General features: G+C 39.9%; 21 protein-coding genes. 4 read left to right on the top strand and 17 right to left on the bottom strand.

Going from position 1 to position 19,498, the window contains the following annotated elements; translation table 11 throughout:
* Window positions 1-9 precede the first annotated feature (9 nt).
* The 7 genes from mlaE to galT all read right to left on the bottom strand — a co-directional run bounded on the left by mlaE (window position 10) and on the right by galT (window position 7,577).
* Window positions 10-795 carry a lipid asymmetry maintenance ABC transporter permease subunit MlaE gene (gene mlaE / locus INP94_RS05700; RefSeq protein ID WP_049355494.1) on the bottom strand — a complete coding sequence of 262 codons (786 nt, stop codon included), beginning with the start codon at window positions 793-795 and terminating at the stop codon, window positions 10-12.
* Window positions 792-1,586: a phospholipid ABC transporter ATP-binding protein MlaF gene (gene mlaF, locus INP94_RS05695; RefSeq protein ID WP_049369220.1), complete on the bottom strand. Its 795-nt coding sequence runs from the start codon at window positions 1,584-1,586 to the stop codon at window positions 792-794. The genes mlaE and mlaF overlap by 4 nt, the downstream gene beginning before the upstream one ends.
* Window positions 1,587-1,658: 72 nt before the next feature.
* Window positions 1,659-3,191, bottom strand: coding sequence for an apolipoprotein N-acyltransferase (gene lnt / locus INP94_RS05690; RefSeq protein ID WP_197542969.1), 1,533 nt, complete (start codon window positions 3,189-3,191; stop codon window positions 1,659-1,661).
* Between the two features lie 74 nt (window positions 3,192-3,265).
* Entirely contained in the window at window positions 3,266-4,162 is an 897-nt protein-coding gene (gene corC / locus INP94_RS05685; protein WP_014064936.1) for a CNNM family magnesium/cobalt transport protein CorC, read from the bottom strand.
* A gap of 141 nt (window positions 4,163-4,303) precedes the next feature.
* The gene (gene galM, locus INP94_RS05680) at window positions 4,304-5,329 is read right to left on the bottom strand and encodes a galactose-1-epimerase (protein ID WP_197542968.1); all 1,026 of its coding nucleotides are present in this window, start codon (window positions 5,327-5,329) and stop codon (window positions 4,304-4,306) included.
* A complete protein-coding gene (galK, locus tag INP94_RS05675) occupies window positions 5,323-6,477 on the bottom strand; it encodes a galactokinase (protein ID WP_197542967.1) in 1,155 nt (384 codons plus the stop codon). Before galK ends, galM begins: the two co-directional genes overlap by 7 nt.
* A gap of 53 nt (window positions 6,478-6,530) precedes the next feature.
* Window positions 6,531-7,577, bottom strand: a complete 1,047-nt coding sequence (gene galT, locus INP94_RS05670; protein WP_049380413.1) for a galactose-1-phosphate uridylyltransferase — start codon at window positions 7,575-7,577, stop codon at window positions 6,531-6,533.
* Between the two features lie 215 nt (window positions 7,578-7,792).
* Here galT and INP94_RS05665 point away from each other — a divergent pair, with 215 nt between their 5' ends.
* From INP94_RS05665 to mglC, 4 genes are all read left to right on the top strand, one after another.
* Window positions 7,793-8,800: a substrate-binding domain-containing protein gene (locus INP94_RS05665; RefSeq protein ID WP_197542966.1), complete on the top strand. Its 1,008-nt coding sequence runs from the start codon at window positions 7,793-7,795 to the stop codon at window positions 8,798-8,800.
* A 180-nt stretch (window positions 8,801-8,980) separates the two neighbouring features.
* Window positions 8,981-9,976, top strand: a complete 996-nt coding sequence (gene mglB, locus INP94_RS05660) for a galactose/glucose ABC transporter substrate-binding protein MglB (RefSeq protein WP_075915614.1) — start codon at window positions 8,981-8,983, stop codon at window positions 9,974-9,976.
* 78 nt (window positions 9,977-10,054) lie between these two features.
* Window positions 10,055-11,569 carry a galactose/methyl galactoside ABC transporter ATP-binding protein MglA gene (mglA, locus tag INP94_RS05655; RefSeq protein ID WP_065244232.1) on the top strand — a complete coding sequence of 505 codons (1,515 nt, stop codon included), beginning with the start codon at window positions 10,055-10,057 and terminating at the stop codon, window positions 11,567-11,569.
* Between the two features lie 18 nt (window positions 11,570-11,587).
* Window positions 11,588-12,598, top strand: coding sequence for a galactose/methyl galactoside ABC transporter permease MglC (mglC, locus tag INP94_RS05650; RefSeq protein WP_049373959.1), 1,011 nt, complete (start codon window positions 11,588-11,590; stop codon window positions 12,596-12,598).
* A gap of 114 nt (window positions 12,599-12,712) precedes the next feature.
* Here the strand turns inward: mglC and iscX are convergent, their stop codons facing one another.
* The 10 genes from iscX to INP94_RS05600 form a co-directional block, all read right to left on the bottom strand.
* Window positions 12,713-12,907, bottom strand: coding sequence for a Fe-S cluster assembly protein IscX (gene iscX, locus INP94_RS05645; RefSeq protein WP_197542965.1), 195 nt, complete (start codon window positions 12,905-12,907; stop codon window positions 12,713-12,715).
* Entirely contained in the window at window positions 12,907-13,248 is a 342-nt protein-coding gene (fdx, locus tag INP94_RS05640) for an ISC system 2Fe-2S type ferredoxin (RefSeq protein WP_197542964.1), read from the bottom strand. The genes iscX and fdx overlap by 1 nt, the downstream gene beginning before the upstream one ends.
* 44 nt (window positions 13,249-13,292) lie before the next feature.
* A complete protein-coding gene (gene hscA / locus INP94_RS05635; RefSeq protein WP_197542963.1) occupies window positions 13,293-15,149 on the bottom strand; it encodes a Fe-S protein assembly chaperone HscA in 1,857 nt (618 codons plus the stop codon).
* 38 nt (window positions 15,150-15,187) lie between these two features.
* On the bottom strand, window positions 15,188-15,874 hold the full coding sequence (locus INP94_RS05630) for a DUF2625 domain-containing protein (RefSeq protein WP_197542962.1): 687 nt from the start codon (window positions 15,872-15,874) through the stop codon (window positions 15,188-15,190).
* Between the two features lie 74 nt (window positions 15,875-15,948).
* Window positions 15,949-16,470: a Fe-S protein assembly co-chaperone HscB gene (gene hscB / locus INP94_RS05625; RefSeq protein WP_197542961.1), complete on the bottom strand. Its 522-nt coding sequence runs from the start codon at window positions 16,468-16,470 to the stop codon at window positions 15,949-15,951.
* A gap of 9 nt (window positions 16,471-16,479) precedes the next feature.
* The gene (gene iscA, locus INP94_RS05620) at window positions 16,480-16,803 is read right to left on the bottom strand and encodes an iron-sulfur cluster assembly protein IscA (protein WP_197542960.1); all 324 of its coding nucleotides are present in this window, start codon (window positions 16,801-16,803) and stop codon (window positions 16,480-16,482) included.
* A gap of 9 nt (window positions 16,804-16,812) precedes the next feature.
* Complete coding sequence (locus tag INP94_RS05615) at window positions 16,813-17,280, bottom strand: hypothetical protein (RefSeq protein WP_197542959.1); 468 nt, start codon at window positions 17,278-17,280, stop codon at window positions 16,813-16,815.
* Between the two features lie 18 nt (window positions 17,281-17,298).
* Window positions 17,299-17,751: a hypothetical protein gene (locus INP94_RS05610; RefSeq protein ID WP_197542958.1), complete on the bottom strand. Its 453-nt coding sequence runs from the start codon at window positions 17,749-17,751 to the stop codon at window positions 17,299-17,301.
* Between the two features lie 84 nt (window positions 17,752-17,835).
* On the bottom strand, window positions 17,836-18,219 hold the full coding sequence (gene iscU, locus INP94_RS05605; RefSeq protein WP_005696665.1) for a Fe-S cluster assembly scaffold IscU: 384 nt from the start codon (window positions 18,217-18,219) through the stop codon (window positions 17,836-17,838).
* Window positions 18,220-18,273: 54 nt separating this feature from the next.
* Window positions 18,274-19,488, bottom strand: coding sequence for an IscS subfamily cysteine desulfurase (locus tag INP94_RS05600; protein WP_049366378.1), 1,215 nt, complete (start codon window positions 19,486-19,488; stop codon window positions 18,274-18,276).
* Window positions 19,489-19,498: the final 10 nt, after the last annotated feature.

Genomic DNA, 19,498 nt, shown 5'->3' with positions numbered 1-19,498 from the left:
AATACCCTATTAGCCTGCCCCAAACATAATGGCAGTTAAGATGAAATCGAGCCCAAGTACCACAAGTGATGCGTGGACAACCGTTCTGGTTGTAGCCTGACTGATACCTTCAGATGTTGGAATACAATCATAACCATTGAATAACGCAATCCACACCACCGCAATGGCGAAAAATACGCTTTTAATAAATCCGTTTAGAATGTCATAGCTCCAGCTGACGGCATTTTGCATCACAGACCAGAAGCTACCTGCATCCACACCTTTCCAATCCACGCCAACAAGCGAGCCGCCCCAAATACCAATCGCGGTAAAGAGAATCGCAAGAATTGGCATCGCAATCACGCCTGCCCAAAAACGCGGTGCAATCACACGACGTAGTGGATCGACTGCCATCATTTCAAGGCTGGAAAGTTGTTCTGTGGCTTTCATTAAGCCAATTTCAGCCGTTAACGCAGAACCTGCTCGCCCCGCGAATAAAAGTGCGGTCACTACTGGGCCTAATTCGCGTAATAAAGACAGCGCTACAAGTTGTCCAAGGCTGGTTTCAGCAGAAAAATCGACCAAAACTACATAGCCTTGTAAGCCCAACACCATTCCAATAAATAAACCAGAAAGCAGGATAATCAATAAAGACTGTACGCCTAATACATATAACTGCTTCACTAATAAAGGAAAATGTTGACGAATTTGTGGCTTACCCACTAATGCACCAAACAACATAAAGCCTGAGCGGCCTAATGCACGGAAAAATTTAATTACGCTTCGTCCAAGTGAAGAAATCATATCAACAATCATTTAAATAATTCCTCCACATAATCACCTGCCGGATAATGGAATTTTACCGGACCATCTGCTTCACCTTTCAAGAACTGCACAACTTGAGGATCTTGGCTCGCGAGCAGTTGTTCTGATGTTCCTTCTGCAATCACATGTTTATCCGCAATAATATAGGCATAATCAGCAATGCTTAATACTTCCTGAACATCATGGGAAACCACAATAGAGGTTAAGTTCAGCGCTTCATTTAAGCGTTTAATTAAGCTCACGATTACGCCCATGCTAATTGGATCTTGCCCCGTAAACGGCTCATCAAACATGATTAAATCAGGATCAAGTGCAATCGCTCGAGCCAATGCTGCACGACGCGCCATCCCACCAGAAAGCTCTGAAGGCATTAAATCTGCCGCACCGCGTAAGCCTACTGCTTCTAATTTCATCAACACAATTTGACGAATTAGACTTTCCGGCAAACGGGTATGCTCGCGAATCGGAAATGCCACGTTATCAAACGTGGAAATATCCGTAAATAAAGCGCCTGATTGGAATAACATTCCCATGCGTTTACGTACTTCGTAAAGCTCGCGATTTGAAAGACGACAAATATCTTGTCCATCAAACAAAATCTCGCCTTGTTCAGGATACAACTGACCACCAATTAATTTCAGTAGCGTAGTTTTCCCGATCCCTGATGGCCCCATAATGGCCGTAATTTTGCCCTGTTGGACTTTCAAATTCAGGTTATCGTAAATCACACGCTCACCTCGTTTAAAGGTCAGGTTTTTGACTTCGATTAGATTTTTATTCATTAAAATCTCATTGGTTTTACAAGAAGAAATTTATTTTCCTCTCACGTTAAAAAAGTGCGGTCGTTTTGACTGCTATTTTTGTGAAAGGTTCAAGCGGCGCTTTAATAACGTCGTGAAGCCACGTAATAACACAAAAATCAATGACAACACATAAATAGGTAAATTACCTAATGCTGCATAAGGTGTTTTGCCTTCTGTTGGCACCATTTTATGGGTCAGCGTTGTTTCCTCAAATTGAGGCGCTTGGGCTTCAATATTGCCTTTTGCATCAATAAACACTGAAATCCCTGTATTGGTTGCACGAATTAATGGTTTACCTAATTCGAGCGCACGCATTCTAGCCATTTGTAAATGCTGCCAAGGGCCAATACTATCACCAAACCAGGCATCATTAGAAATCGTCAGCAAATAATCCGTCTCTTTTTTCAGATTTTCACGAAGTTGCTCACCAAAAATAATTTCATAACAAATAGCCGGTGCAAAAGCATGTTGCTTCGCCATAAATGACGGTTGTACCGCATCGCCACTTTGGAACGCAGACATTGGCAAATTAAAGACAGAATTAAGTGGGCGCAACAAACTTTCTAACGGCACATACTCACCAAATGGCACGAGATGATGTTTACTGTAACGATTTTTTGTCGTTAATTCATAAGGGAAATCAGGATTCCCTGCCGTCACAATGGAATTTAATAATTTACCGCTTTCCTCATCACGATACACGGTGCCAATCATCACTTCCGTGTTTTTCTCTTTTGCGACTTTATCTAAAGCTTCAAAAAATGGCGTAATAGAATTTTCCAGAGTTGGCAATGCAGACTCGGGTAAAATAATCAAATCAGACTTGCCCAAATGTGCCAAAATTTGTTTTTGATAGATGTCTACCGTGGCATAAAGATATTCAGGATCCCATTTTAAATTTTGCTCAATATTGCCTTGTGCAAGCGTGATAGTTAGCCCTTTATCTTCTTTTGGTTGAACAAAATTCACCTTACCGGCATAAGCACTTAATCCGCCCACAACCAATAATAGCAATGCATTCACGCCGACTAAATTCCATTGTTTTTTCGATAATGAAAAAACAAGATTAAAAATGACCGCACTTGTCCAAACAGTAAAGAATGTCATCCCCGTGACACCAAAGATCGGCGCGATCCCATAAAATGGACTGTCGATTTGAGTATAACCAAATTGTAACCAAGGAAAACCGGTAAACACCCAACCACGCAAGAATTCTGTCAACGTCCAAATCGCGGCAAAAATGACTGCACTTTGCACCTGAAAACGTTGCACTAAATAAGTGAAAAGCATTGGATAAAGTGCAAGGTAGGCAGAAAGTAAGCCCACCAGGAGATAACTCACGCCAAGGGAAGCACCACCAAATTGATGAATGCTGACATTCAACCAGCTCACACCAAAACAGAAAAAGCCCATCGACCACAAAAAAGTGGCCAAAAGTGCGGTTGATTTTTTGGCATTTTTCGCCACAAACAGCAATCCACCCAAGGATACGTAGGCTAATCCCCAATAATCAAACGGCGAAAAGGCAAATACGCCAATCACACCAGAAATCAGAGCAATAAGATAAATCACTAACTTATTCATTTTATCCATATTATAAAAAAATATTCCCCCTCTTTAGCAAAGAGGGGGCTAAGAATACGGTCAAACTGAGTAACTTACTCAGCTTGCTCTTCCACGCCTTCCATATCCGACAAATGCTCATCTGGCACAGTTACGCGTACCTGAATCAAACGACGACTATCGGCTGAAGTCACTTTAAATTGAATATTTTCTAAGGTGATTTCTTCACCTCTTTTAGGCAAATACCCAAAGGCTTGCATGATTAAACCACCAATGGTATCTACTTCTTCATCATCAAAATGCGTATTAAATTGCGCATTAAAATCATCAATGTCCGTTAGCGCACGCACAGCATAAGTGTGACGAGAAAGCTGACGAATATCCGCAACATCTTCCTCATCGAACTCGTCTTCAATATCACCGACAATTTGTTCGAGAATATCTTCGATGGTCACCAAACCTGATACTGCACCAAACTCATCCACCACAATCGCCATATGGAATCGCTCAGAACGAAAATCTTTTAACATGCGATCGACACGTTTACTTTCCGGCACAATTACAACTGGACGTAACAACTTGGAAAGTTCAAACTCTTCCGCATCTTCACGTAAAAACTTAAGCAAATCTTTTGCGTGCAAAATACCTTCAATATTATCGCGATCATCCGTATCTGCAATCACAGGAAAACGAGAGTGAGCGGATTCAATAATCGTATTCAAACAGGCATCGAGATCTTGATTCGATTCAATAAATACAATTTGCGAGCGCGGGATCATGATATCGCGTACACGAAGCTCGGCAATTTCCATTACCCCTTCAATCATCTCACGAGTGTTTTGATCGATTAAATCGTTTTGTTCTGAATCGCGAATCACTTCCACGAGTTCTTCACGGTTTTTTAGCTCACCTTGGAAAAAGCGCCCAATAAGTGATTGGAAAAAAGACTTTTTAGTTGTTTCAGTTTGATTACTCGAATGTTCTTCGTTCATAAAATTAAATGTGTTACTGTCGGATTGACTGCGTAAAAAGTAGCATATTTTGACAAAAATCGCAAAAAACTTAAGCTAAATGGCTGAAAATAAAGTGCGGTTAAAAACACAATAGTTTTTAACCGCACTTTCAAGGATTACCTATTTAAACCTAAACTCTGTCCACTGGTAATAGCGTTCATCTGCTTTTTGAATACCGCCATAATTTTGCCATTCGGGATGGTTAGGGGTATCGGGAAGGCATTGCGTTTCAAGGGCTATGCCGCTGAAATCTTGATAAGTGCCACCTTCACGAGTTGGAGTGCCTGCAAGATAGTTTCCCGTATAAACCTGTAATGCAGCTTGGGATGTGAGCACTTCAAGGCTTAAATCTTCATTAGGGGAAGTCAATAATACGCAAGGTTTTTGCCATGCTTTATTGACGATAAAGGAATGATCATAACCTTTCGTTACCACTTGATCGCCTTGTTGGAAATCTTGTGCGATTGGTTTTGCCACACGAAAATCAAAGCTGGTATTCACCACATGTTTAAGTGGTGAATTCGGGATGCCTTCGCCATCAACCGGCAGATAGAAATCCGCATTAAGGCGTAGTGTATGATTTCGTACATCACTGCCCTGCTCTGTATTTTCTAAATTAAAATAAGCGTGGTTCGTTAAGTTCAGCGCAGTATCTTTATCGCTTTCTGCTTCATACTCAATTTTTACGCTATTTTCATCGGTCAGCGTGTAAAGCACATTAACTTGTACATTGCCTTCAAAACCTTGATCGCCATCTGGAGATACAAGGGAAAAACGCACAAAATTCTGACCGCACTCTTCCACTTTCCAACGGCGTTTATCAAAGCCTTCCTTACCACCATGTAATTGATGTTTGCCTTGATTAGCGACCAGATGGATTGTTCGCTCACCCAATTCAAATTGGGCGTTAGCAATACGGTTCGCATAGCGCCCTATGCTTGCACCCAAATAGGCAGTCTGATGAGGATAATCTTCCACTTTGCAGCCGAGTAACACTTCTCGCAACTCACCATTCACAGGGACTTTACAAGAAAGCCAAGTGGCTCCCCAATCCATAAATTGCACAGTCATGCCATTTGAATTGGTGAGTTGAACAAGTTGATAAGGCTGTCCATCTGGTGCATTGAACGCCGTTTTTTCTAGCATAGACTCACTCCTTGTGAGGCTGTGCAAACATAGAAATCTTCTTTTAAGCCCGTTTGTTTTTCATAATTATCGGCAATGATTTTACGCACGGCTTCGACTTTATCATGAGGAGCAAGGGCAACAATGCAACCACCGAAACCACCGCCGGTCATTCTCGCACCACCGGTTTTACCAATGACTAATTGAGCGAGTTCCACAAGATAATCAATTTGTGGCACGGTAATCTCGAAATCATCACGCATGGACTCGTGAGATTGCCCCATTAATTCGCCTAATTTTGTTAAATCGTTATGTTTTAATGCTTCAACGGCATCAAGTACTCGTTGGTTTTCAGTCACCACATGGCGTGCGCGTTTAGCCACTAAAACATTAAGTGCGGTCAATTCTGCTTCTCTTTTTTGGAATTCTTCTACTGACACATCACGTAAGGCTTTTACGCCAAAAAACTCTGCGGCTTTTTCACATTGCCAGCGGCGTGTGTTGTATTCACCTGTCACCAAATCATGCGGTACATTTGAGTTCACAATAATAACAGCGACATCTTTCGGTACCGGTGTTGGCTGTGTTTCTAAGCTACGGCAATCAATCATTAAGAGATGATCTTTTTGTCCTAAAGCCGAAATTAATTGATCCATGTTTCCACAATTTGCGCCTACAAATTTGTTTTCAGCTTTTTGACCAATTAAAGCAATTTCTGTATGTGTTAAAGGTAAATCACTGAGTTGTTGGCAGAACTTACCCGTCGCCACTTCAAGCGCTGCCGAAGAACTTAAACCAGAAGAATGTGGCACATTTCCTGAAATGACTAAATCAGCGCCTTGTTTAAATTGCGGGCAGCGTTCTTGAATAAATTTCACGACACCGCGCACATAATTCGCCCATTTTTGCTCACTTTGAGGGAAATCTTCATTAAGAGAAAAGGTATCCTCAAGATCAAGATCTGCGGCATAAACATTCCAAATATGATCAGCACGTTTTGATCCCGCAATGGCTGTACCATAATTGATCGCACAAGGCATCACAAAGCCATCGTTGTAATCCGTATGTTCGCCGATAATGTTTACACGACCAGGCGCATACACGGTCAGTTCTGGTTGCTTGTTATATTTTTGCGTAAAAATGTGTTGGGATTTTTGGATTGGAATCATAGCATTTTCCTTTATCTTTCACACCCCTCTTAACTCAAGAGGGAAATTATTTCTTAACGTTCTTTGTAATGCACTTCGCTTAACGCACGTAATCTTTCTGCAGCTTGTTCTGCGGTTAAATCACGTTGGCTTTCACCTAGCATTTCATAACCAACCATAAATTTACGTACTGTAGCTGAACGCAATAATGGTGGATAAAAATGCGCATGAACCTGCCAATGTTCGTTATCTTCGCCATTAAATGGTGCAGCATGGAAGCCCATCGAATAAGGGAAAGACGTTTCAAATAAGTTATCGTATTTTGTTGCCAATTTTTTCAAGATCACGGCAAGATCTTTAGCTTGAGCTTCAGTTAATTCTGTTAAGCGTTTTACATGCACTTTAGGCAACAACAAAGTCTCAAACGGCCATACAGCCCAATAAGGCACCACCGCAATCCAATGCTCGGTTTCCACCACAATACGTTCTTTTTTCTCTAATTCTTTTTGAACGTAGTCCACTAAAAGTACAGAACCGTGCTTTTCATAATAATTTCGTTGAGCAACATCTTCACGCGCGACTTCATTCGGTAAAAAGCTGTTTGCCCAAATTTGTCCGTGCGGATGGGGATTGGAGCATCCCATTGCCGCACCTTTGTTTTCGAAAATCTGAACCCACTGATATTTTTGACCCAGTTCACGCAATTGCTCTTGCCACACTTTAATCACTTCTTCAATTTCAAGTTCGGTCAATAATGGCAATGTTTTACTGTGATCTGGCGAAAAACAAATAACACGGCTTTCACCACGTGCTTGGCTCATTTGAAAAAGCGGATCGGCTGATTGTTCTGGCGCTGGTGTATCTTCTAATAAAGCCGAGAAGTCATTTTTGAATACATAAGGTTTATGGTAATCCGGATTAAGTTCACCGGTAATACGCTTATTACGTGGGCAAAGATAACAATTTGGATCGTGGCTTGGCTTTTGTTCCTCACCCACTTTTTCTTGTTGCCCTTGCCATGGACGTTTAGCGCGATGTGGTGAGACTAAAACCCATTGATCAATTAACGGATTATAACGACGATGCGGATGATCTGTCGGTTCAAATACGGTTTCGTTCATATTTTTGCTCCTAAAATGTAAACGATTACAAAATTTTCTTCATAAGATAACAAATTAAAAAAAATAAACCGTGATCATTATCACAAAATCAGGAAATAAGGCACTAGTCTAATCTCTTTTTTGTGACGAATGTAGCATTTTTGAAAGTAACCGCTTTCAATTTTATTCAAATTTACTATGATAATTACCATGAAAAAATGAATGAGAGCCCTGTTATGCCTACAATTCGAGATGTTGCTGAATTAGCTTGCGTGTCGGTTGCCACTGTTTCCCGGGTGATTAATCACTCTCCTTCCGTAAGTGAAAAAACCCGTTATTCAGTACAACGCGCGATGGAAGTCTTAAATTATCAACCCAATGCAAACGCACAAGCTCTAGCAGTACAAAATACTGATACCATTGGCGTGGTGGTTACTGATGTAACAGATCCGTTTTTTGCTATCTTGGTCAAATCAGTCGATAAAGTTGCTGAAGAGCATCAAAAAACGATTTTGATCGGTATTGGCTATCACCATGCTGAAAAAGAGCGTGAAGCGATTGATACCTTGCTACGCAAGCGTTGTAGCTGTTTGGTTGTTCATTCCAAAGCCCTTTCAGACGAAGAATTACGTCATTATCTCGAAAATGTACCGGGTATGGTTGTGATTAACCGTGTAATTGCAGGTTATGAAAATCGTTGTGTCAGCCTCGATAATCGCCAAGGTACCTATCTTGCTACTGAAATGCTGATTCGTTATGGCCATAAGCACATCGCCTACATTGGATCTAATCACGGTATTTTAGATGAAACTGAGCGCAAGGAAGGCTACTTAGAGGCCTTAGAAGCACATAACTTCCCCATTGTAGAACAAGCCATTGTGCATAATTCGCCTGATTTTGAGGGCGGTGAGAAAGCCATGATTGATTTATTGAGCTACAACTCCAATTTAACCGCAGTGGTGGCCTATAACGATACGATGGCAGCGGGGGCAATTTCCGTTTTAAATGAAAACAATATCAAAGTCCCGAAACAATTTTCCATTGTGGGATTTGATGATATGCCGATTGCTCGATATTTAATTCCGAAGCTCACTACTGTTCGATATCCAATTGATTTAATGGCAAATTATGCAGCAAAACTGGCATTAAGTTTAGTCGATTCATCTATTGTCACACCTACTGTTGTCCAATTTAATCCAACATTGGTGAGACGTTTTTCCGTAGAAAATGCAATAAAACCGTGATGGAGATCACAAATTTAAACATTGCTATGTAATCGTTTTCATTTATGTGAGTTTGATCACAGATTAACGGTTTTGATTTCGTTATGATGGATTCAGTTGCAATAGATGTACGCAACATTCCTCTATTTGATATATAAAAAATCAACAATAAAATCTCTTTCTCTACATAGGAGCGTTTTTATGAAAAAAACAGCAGTATTAAGTGCAGTCGCTTTAGCAATCGGTTTAGGTTCAGCAACTTCAGGTTTCGCAGCCGATAACCGTATTGGTGTTACCATTTATAAATATGATGACAACTTCATGTCATTAATGCGTAAAGAAATCGATAAAGAAGCGAAAGCGCTTGGCGGCATTGAGTTATTAATGAATGACTCTCAAAATGCACAATCTATTCAAAATGACCAAGTAGATGGTTTGCTTTCTAAAGGTGTAAAAGCTTTAGCGATTAACTTAGTAGACCCAGCAGCAGCTTCAACTGTTATCAAGAAAGCTAAACAAGATGACATTCCTGTTGTTTTCTTCAATAAAGACCCAGGTGCAAAAGCAATTGGTAGCTACGATCACGCTTACTATGTTGGTACAGACCCGAAAGAATCTGGTTTAATCCAAGGTGACTTAATTGCAAAACAATGGAAAGCAATGCCAGCCTTAGACTTAAACAAAGATGGTAAAATCCAATATGTATTATTAAAAGGTGAGCCAGGCCACCCAGACGCAGAAGCACGTACTAAATATGTAATTGAGCAATTAAATGCTAAAGGTATCCAAACCGAACAATTATTTATTGATACCGGTATGTGGGATGCAGCAATGGCTAAAGATAAAGTGGATGCATGGTTATCTAGCTCTAAAGCTAACGAAATTGAAATGATCATTTCAAACAATGATGGTATGGCGTTAGGTGCATTAGAAGCAACCAAAGCACACGGTAAAAAATTACCAATCTTTGGTGTGGATGCATTACCAGAAGTGCTTCAATTAATTAAGAAAGGCGAAATTGCTGGTACTGTGTTAAACGATGGTGTTAACCAAGGTAAAGCAGTTGTTCAACTTTCTGCAAACCTTGCTAACGGTAAAGCAGCAACAGAAGGTACACAATGGAAATTAGAAAACCGTGTGGTACGTATCCCTTATGTTGGTGTAGATAAAGATAACCTAAGTGAATTCTTAAAATAAGAAAATCTATTGCTTTTCTTTAATTTTAGGGGGAAAGGAAACCCAAATTCCCTTTCCCCCTTTTTGATGAGGTTGGATATGACAACTCAAACCCAAGACAGTGATGTACTACTGACAATGACGGATGTCAGTAAGTCTTTCCCCGGTGTAAAAGCCCTTGATCACGCCAATCTAACAGTTCGTTCTCACTCTGTTCACGCCTTAATGGGCGAAAACGGGGCGGGTAAATCTACATTATTAAAATGCCTCTTCGGAATTTATGCAAAAGACGAAGGTGAAATTTTATTCTTAGGCAAACCTGTTGATTTTAAAACATCAAAAGAAGCCCTTGAAAATGGGATTTCAATGGTTCACCAAGAACTTAACTTGGTGCGTCAAACTAGTGTAATGGATAACTTATGGTTAGGTCGCTACCCACTTAAAGGTCCTTTTGTGGATCACGCCAAAATGTATCGTGATACCAAAGCGATTTTCGATGAATTGGATATTGATGTTGATCCAAAAGAAAAAGTGGCCAAACTTTCCGTTTCACAAATGCAGATGATCGAAATTGCGAAAGCGTTCTCTTATAACGCTAAAATCGTAATTATGGATGAACCAACATCCTCACTTTCAGAAAAAGAAGTGGAACATCTTTTCAAAATTATTCAAAAATTAAAAGATCGCGGTTGTGGCATTATCTATATTTCACACAAAATGGATGAAATCTTCAAAATTTGTGATGAAATCACCATTCTTCGTGATGGTAAATGGATCAATACCGTTGAAGTTAAAGGCACCACCATGGAAGAAATTGTTTCAATGATGGTAGGCCGTGAATTAACACAACGTTTCCCTGAAAGAACTAACGTACCAAAAGAAATCACACTTGAAGTGGAACATTTAACTGCGGTGAACCAACCTTCTATTCAAGATGTTTCCTTTAATTTACGCAAAGGTGAAATTTTAGGTATTGCAGGTCTTGTTGGTGCAAAACGAACCGATATTGTGGAAGCCATTTTTGGTGTACGCGAATTAAAAGAAGGGACGATCAAGCTCAACGGAAAAATCGTGAAAAATCATACCGCACTTGAGGCGATTAACCACGGTTTTGCTTTGGTGACTGAAGAACGTCGTTCAACCGGGATTTATTCAAACCTAAGTATTGAATTTAACTCTTTGATTTCAAATATGAAATCTTACCTCACTCCTTGGAAATTGCTCAGCAACAAAAAAATGGCGAGCGATACACAATGGGTGATTGATGCGATGAACGTAAAAACACCTTCTCACAAAACAACAATTGGCTCGCTTTCTGGTGGTAACCAACAAAAAGTCATTATCGGCCGTTGGCTTTTAACCCAACCAGATATCTTAATGCTCGACGAACCAACTCGTGGTATTGATATTGGGGCAAAATTTGAAATTTATCAGCTCATTCAAGAACTCGCTAAAAAAGATAAAGGCATCATTATGATTTCATCAGAAATGCCGGAATTATTAGGCGTAACAGACCGAATTTTGGTCATGAGTAATGGTCGTGTTGCAGGCATCGTTGAAACGGCAAAAACGTCTCAAGAAGAAATTTTGCAACTTGCCGCAAAATATTTATAAATCATAAAGGAACAAATTATGAGTGCCTTACCAAAAAATAAATCATTCGATTTCTTAAAACAAAATGCGATTTATTTTGTGTTGTTGATTTTACTTGGCATCATCATCGCACAAGATCCAACATTCTTGAATGTTCGCAACTTTAGTAACATTTTAACTCAATCATCCGTCCGTCTCATTATTGCCCTAGGTGTTGCAGGCTTGCTTATCACTCAAGGTACCGACTTATCTGCCGGTCGCCAAGTAGGTTTAGCAGCGGTTATTTCTGCTACCCTCTTGCAATCAATGGAAAACATGAACCGCGTGTTCCCTGATTTAGGTGAAATTCCTATTCCAGTAGTTATCCTGACTGTTTGTGCAGTAGGTGCTGTAATCGGCTTAGTGAATGGTTTAGTTATCGCTTATCTCAATGTAACCCCGTTCATTGCAACCATGGGTACCATGATCATCGTTTACGGTTTCAACTCACTTTATTATGATGGCGTAGGTGGTTCACCAATTGCAGGTTTCAGTGAATCTTTCTCTAACTTCGCACAAGGCTTCTTCAGACTTGGTTCGTTCAAATTATCCTACATCACTATTTATGCGGCGATTTGTGCATTCTTAGTTTGGGTAATGTGGAATAAAACACGCTTCGGTAAAAATATCTTTGCTATCGGTGGTAACCCTGAAGCAGCAAAAGTATCTGGCGTAAACGTAGCACGTAACCTTGTTGTGATTTACATGATTGCAGGTATGTTCTATGCATTCGGTGGTATGTTAGAAGCTGGGCGTATCGGTAGTGCAACCAACAACCTCGGTTTCATGTATGAATTAGATGCGATTGCTGCCTGCGTAGTAGGTGGTGTATCTTTCGCTGGTGGTGTGGGTACTGTTATCGGTGTAATCACGGGTGTTATCATCTTCACCGTTATTAACTACGGTTTAACTTATATCGGTGTAAACCCTTACTGGCAATATATCATTAAAGGTAGCATTATCATCCTCGCGGTTGCTATTGACTCCTTGAAATACGCGAAGAAAAAATAATTAAAAACAGCAATAAAAATAACCGCACTTTAACAATAAAGTGCGGTTCTATTTTGGGGTAAATTCTTAAAACAAAAAAGCGAGCCTCTCAGCTCGCTTTATTAATCTCATTAATTACTCGTATTCATCTAACCATTTCAACAAAATCGCTTCAAGAATACCCTCATTAGATTTCATTGGATCATCATCAAAATCGTCTAGTTCACAAATCCACTTATGCAAATCCGTGAAACGTACTGTTTTAGGATCGAGATCTGGATTACGATCATACAACTCTTCTGCAATAAGTTGGGCATCAGTCCATTTCATTAGTGAGCCGCCTCATTCGCATGGTTGATATTATATTTAGGGATTTCCACCACTAAATCTTCATCACCCACGATACATTGGCAAGAAAGACGGCTATCCATTTCTAAGCCCCAGGCTTTATCCAACATATCTTCTTCTTGATCGCTGGCTTCATTTAATGAATCAAACCCTTCACGAATCACAACATGGCATGTTGTACAAGCACAAGAACCATCACAAGCGTGGTGGATTTCAACGCCTGCATTATGTGCCACTTCTAATAAGTTTTCGCCTGCTGCTGCATCTACTACCATACCCTCTGGACAGAATTCTTCATTCGGTAAAAAAATCACTTTTGGCATATTACTTTCCTCAATATAAAAACTCGTTAATTTATAACCGCACTTTACTGCTCAATATCTGACACAAATTTACCTGTCAGCGCTTGATGAATGGATTTATTCATGCGTCTTGTCGCAAATTCTTGAGTTGCCACATCAAGAGCTTTAATTCCCTGCGCAATCGCATGACGATCTGTACCTTCTTTTACATCCATTAATTGTTTCAATGCATGTTCAATTTGATGGAATTCAGATTCGGTTAATAAGTCCGCCCCATCTTGTTGCAATGCCACAATTACGCTATCAATCACACGATCAGCCTCAACGCGCTGCTCGGCTAATTCACGGGCTTGCATATCATCTTGAGCATTATCAAAAGAGGCTTTAATCATTGCGGTTACTTCTTCATCCGTTAAGCCATAAGAAGGCTTAATTTGAATCGATGCTTGGACTTTAGTGGATTTTTCCATGGCGGTTACACTTAATAAGCCATCCGCATCCACTTGATAAGTCACTCGAATATGGGCTGCACCTGCTACCATTGGTGGAATGCCACGTAACGTAAAACGACCTAAAGAACGGCAATCATCCACTAACTCACGCTCTCCTTGTACCACATGTACAGTCATCGCAGTTTGACCATCTTTAAAGGTGGTAAATTCTTGTGCGCGAGCCACTGGAATCGTGGTGTTGCGTGGAATGATTTTCTCCACTAAACCGCCCATGGTTTCAATACCTAAAGAAAGTGGCACAACATCGAGTAATAACATATCACTGTCATTCTTGTTGCCTACTAAAATATCCGCTTGAATTGCTGCACCTAAGGCTACTACTTTATCTGGATCAATCGATGTTAATGGGGTTTTACCGAAGAATTCGCCCACTTGCTCACGTACGTAAGGCACGCGAGTTGAGCCTCCAACCATAACCACTTCTTGTACGTCCTCAGCGTCAACATGCGCATCTTTCAATGCACGACGACAGGTTAATAAAGAACGTTTTACCAATGAATGGATTAATTCATTGAATTGCTCACGACTTAACTCACCTTCAAATCCGCGCCAAGAAATGACCGCACTTTGCTCACTCGTTAAAGTAATTTTAGTCTGAGTCGCTAAGCTTAAAAGCTCACGCTGCTCATTTACATTTTGTGGTTGAATACCCGTTTGTTCAATAATCCAATCTGCAATTAAATGGTCAAAATCATCACCACCTAAGGCAGTATCTCCACCCGTTGCTAACACTTCAAATACGCCTTTGGATAAGCGTAAAATCGAGATATCAAAGGTACCACCACCTAAGTCATAAACAGCGATGACGCCTTCTTTTCCGCTATCTAAGCCATACGCCACTGCTGCAGCAGTGGGTTCATTTAATAAACGTAATACATTTAACCCTGCGAGACGTGCCGCATCTTTTGTACTTTGGCGTTGAGCATCATCAAAATAAGCAGGTACGGTAATCACCACGCCAGAAAGCTCACCTGCAAGGCGTTGTTCTGCAATATGATTTAAACGAGATAAAATATCCGCAGAAACTTCAATCGGGCTTTTTTTGCCTTGATGTGTGACCAATAATGGCAAGCCATTTTCACTTGCCACAAACTCATAGGGTAAGTTTGTGTAACGTGATTGCACATCTGCAAGACTACGACCAATCAAACGTTTAACCGAAATAATCGTATTTTTAGGATCAATTGCAGCTTTGGCAAATGCTTCGGTACCCACAAGTTTTTCATTTTCACCATAATACACAACTGAAGGCACAAGGCTTCTGTCTTGTTCATCATTTAAAATGGTGGCTTGACCGCTACGTACAGCGGCAACTAAAGAATTTGTTGTACCTAAATCAATCCCTACCGCAAGACGATGTTGATGTGGTGCAGCCGTTTGTCCTGGCTCTGCAATTTGGAGTAATGCCATATCTCTTTATCTCTAATAATTAATTCGTTAAGGGCTCGTTATGCCACTGAATAAGCTTGTGCAAATTTATCTTGTTCGGTGAAACTTGCGTTGTAATGGGTTTCTATGTTGACTTCGCGTCGTTCACGCTGATTAATATCAGTCGTCTTATCTTCTGAAAGCTCGGGTGTAAAAACAATCATGTGGTTACCATCGAGTTGTTTTACATCCTCTTGCCAATTTTGCCAAAACAGATTTTGGTAAAATGCTTCAATGTCACCATTTAATGCCCAAGCCAAGAAATCTGTATAGGTAAAATTTAAATCATGCCAAGTTAAGTCTTTTGGTGAAAAATAATAAATCTTACCGAGATTAGAACCTAAAGAGCCACCATTTAAAGCAAAATAACCACCAATGACATCGTCTGCAACGAGCAAATATTTGGGTTTATCGCCTGATTGATTAAAGGATTTGCTGAAATTCCAGTCCATTAATCCACGTGGTAATTTAAAACTACCTGACCCCAATATACGTAACCAACCATGATGGATTAAAATGCCACCGGTTTCATAAATTACAGCGCCCATCGGAGAAGAAGTGGGCATTTGCATAGTGAAAAGCTCACGTTCTGAACTAGATTGATCTTTTTTAATCACCTCACAATGATTACGAGCGCGCTCAATCCATTGGGAAATGGTTACCCACGCAGATTTTGAGGCATCAGTCAGTTGTTCTAAAGTTTGCATAATCGGGTTTCATTAGTATGAGGGCGGCAGCCCATTTATCAATAGCGAAAAGGGCGTATTAAACGCCCTCAAGATTATAATTCAAATAGACGTTCTTCTACTTGGCTAATTTCATCTGCCAATTTTTTTAGAAAACGTAATTTATCGCAGAATTGTGCAGCAGTTGACCATTGTTGCTCATTAAGCTGTGTTTCAAGTGCAGTCAACATTTCTTTTGTTTCTTTTTTAACGCGTTTTGCAAAGGATTCTAATGCATTCTCATCCTGGCTTTGCTCAATATTTTCGAGCTCTTCTCGCCATTCTAATTGCTGCATCAAAAATGCCACATCTTGCGTGCTCTTTTGTTCTAAATCCTGTGCTTCGCCCGTATTTAACGCAATAATTGCTTCCGCACGTAAAATTGGGTCTTTCAAGGTTTTTAATGCATCATTAACTTCTGTCGACTTTTGCATTGCAATGCGTTGTTCTTGCGCATCTGCTGTAACAAAATTATCTGGATGCAAACTCTTTTGAAGCACTAAATAACGCTCAGATAAAAGGGCTTGATCAACATTAAAAGCAACGGGCAAATCAAAAATAGCAAAAGGATTTGTCATTTCTATTCCTTAAACGTGGAAACTCTCACCACAACCACAAGATTCTTTCACGTTCGGGTTGTTATATTTAAAGCCTTCGTTCAAGCCTTCTTTAACGTAATCTAGCTCAATGCCATTTAAATAAACTAAGCTTTTTGGATCGACGATGACTTTCACGCCATGCTGCTCAAAAACAAGATCGTCATCATTGAGCACATCAACGAATTCAAGCACATAGCCTAAACCCGAACAACCTGATGTTTTCACACCTAAGCGTAAACCGATGCCTTTTCCACGGTTTGTAAGAAAATTACGAACTCGTTCTGCCGCTTTTTCAGTTAATGTTATAGACATGATCTATTCCTACATAATTTTAAATATCATTATTGCTAAAGGTACCGCCAATAGGTTGATAATGAGTGTTGAGAAAAATGCTGATTTTGCGGAGCGGATAAAAATTGCAGGCTTAAAGAGTACAATTAAACTTGACAATACAAAACAAGCCGCACCCCAAACAGAATATAGAAGCCAGATAAATTCGCCACCTAAACCGCCATCTTTTGCAAGTAAATAAGAAAGTAATGCATGAAGAGCAAAAGCCAATAAAGCTGAAGCCGTTACAGCAGCACTACGTAATCTTGTATATAAAATAAACGATGCGATCATTGGGCCCCAAAACCAAGCTAGGTTACGAAAAAATAACTGAATCCGAAGTGAGGTTTTAATCTCATAGGGATTTGTAAACTCAAAATAGAGCAAAAGTGCAAGTGGTGTAAGCAAACATAATGCCACACTAGCAATAGCAATTTTTTTCTCTAATGTCATAGACATAAATTGTTCCTACATAGTCTAAAGTATCACAATTGATAAAGAAGCTGCGTTGATAATGAGTGTTGAGAAAAATGCTGATTTTGCTGAGCAAGTAAAAATTGTCGGCTTAAATAGCACTATTAAAATTGATAATCCAAAGCAAACTACACACCAAACAGAATATGCAAGCCAGATATATACGCCACCTGAAGCGCTATCTTTTACAAATAAATAAATAAGTAGCACATAGATAGCAAATGCAAGCAAAGCTGCCGCTGATACTGCTGCACTACGTAATCTCGTATATAAAATAAACGATGCAATCATTGATCCCCAAGACAAAGCTAGGATACCCAAAAATATCTGAATCCGAACTGAAGTTTCTTCTTCAACCAAATAGGAATCTGCAAAGACCAAATGAAGAGAAAATGCAAATGATGTAAGCAAACATAATACCACACTAGCAATCGCAATTTTTTTCTCTAATGTCATGACAACTGCACCTTCCTAAGGGCTTAATTTCTCGACGCTCATATATGAAGTATAAAGTGTGGTCATTTTCCACCGCACTTTTGATTACTTACCTTGTTTATTTTTATAGTCAGCAATAGCGGCTTTAATTGCATCTTCTGCTAAAATTGAGCAGTGAACTTTTACCGGTGGTAATTCAAGTTCTTCCGCAATTTGACTGTTTTTAATTGCGCCTGCTTCATCTAAAGATTTGCCTTTTACCCATTCGGTAATTAAAGAGCTAGAAGCAATCGCAGAACCACAACCATAAGTTTTGAATTTTGCATCTTCAATAATGCCGCTATCATTTACTTTAATTTGTAACTGCATAACGTCACCACAAGCTGGCGCACCAACCATACCCGTTCCTACTGAATTATCTTTTTTATCCATCGAACCTACGTTGCGTGGATTTTCATAATGATCGATAACTTTTTCGCTGTATGCCATATTATGTTCCTTTCCTAAATAAGTTGCTATCAGGCAGTCTAGCCGCCTTTAAAATTAGTGGGCTGACCACTCAATAGTATTTAAATCAATGCCTTCTTTGAACATATCCCAAAGTGGCGATAATTCACGAAGTTTTGCTACTGCATTACGTGTTAAATTAATGGTGTAATCAATTTCTTCTTCCGTTGTCCAACGACCAAGTGTGAAACGAATTGAGCTATGTGCTAATTCATCATTGCGACCTAATGCACGTAATACATAAGATGGTTCTAGACTCGCTGAAGTACAAGCAGAACCAGAAGAAACTGCCACATCACGCAATGCCATCATTAATGATTCACCTTCAACATAGTTAAAGCTGATGTTCAAGTTATTTGCTACACGGTGTTCCATTGAGCCATTTACATAGGTTTCTTCAATTTCTTTCAAGCCATTATATAAACGATCGCGTAAAGCTCTGATACGAGGAATCTCTGTCGCCATTTCTTCTTTTGCAATACGATAAGCTTCCCCCATACCCACAATTTGGTGTACAGGTAATGTACCAGAACGCATACCACGCTCGTGACCACCACCATGGATAATTGCTTCTAAACGAACGCGAGGTTTACGACAAACATATAATGCACCGATACCTTTTGGTCCGTACAATTTATGGCTAGACATTGACATCAAATCAACCGGTAATTCGGCAAGATTAATTTCGACTTTACCGACACTTTGGGTCGCATCTACGTGGAAAATCGTTTTATTTGCACGGCAAAGCTCACCAATTGCTTTAATATCCTGGATCACGCCAATCTCATTATTCACGTGCATAATTGATACAAGAATCGTATCTGGACGTAATGCCGCTTTGAATTTCTCAAGATCGATTAAACCATCTTCTTCTGGCTCTAAATAGGTCACTTCAAAGCCTTCACGTTCCAACTGACGACAAGTATCCAATACAGCTTTATGTTCAGTTTTGCAAGTAATGATGTGTTTACCTTTTGTTTGATAAAAATGAGCCGCACCTTTAATAGCAAGGTTATCTGCTTCTGTTGCGCCTGAAGTAAACACAATTTCACGAGAATCTGCACCAATCAAATCAGCAATTTGATTACGTGCAATATCAACCGCTTCTTCTGCTTGCCAGCCAAATTTATGTGAACGAGATGCTGGATTACCGAATACACCATCAATGGTTAGATATTCCATCATTTTTTTAGCCACACGTTCATCAACTGGACATGTTGCTGCATAATCTAAATAAATGGGTAATTTCATTTTCACTCCT

Source organism: Haemophilus parainfluenzae, from assembly GCF_014931395.1.
Lineage (GTDB): Bacteria > Pseudomonadota > Gammaproteobacteria > Enterobacterales > Pasteurellaceae > Haemophilus_D.
This window is presented reverse-complemented; position numbering and strand designations above follow the sequence as displayed.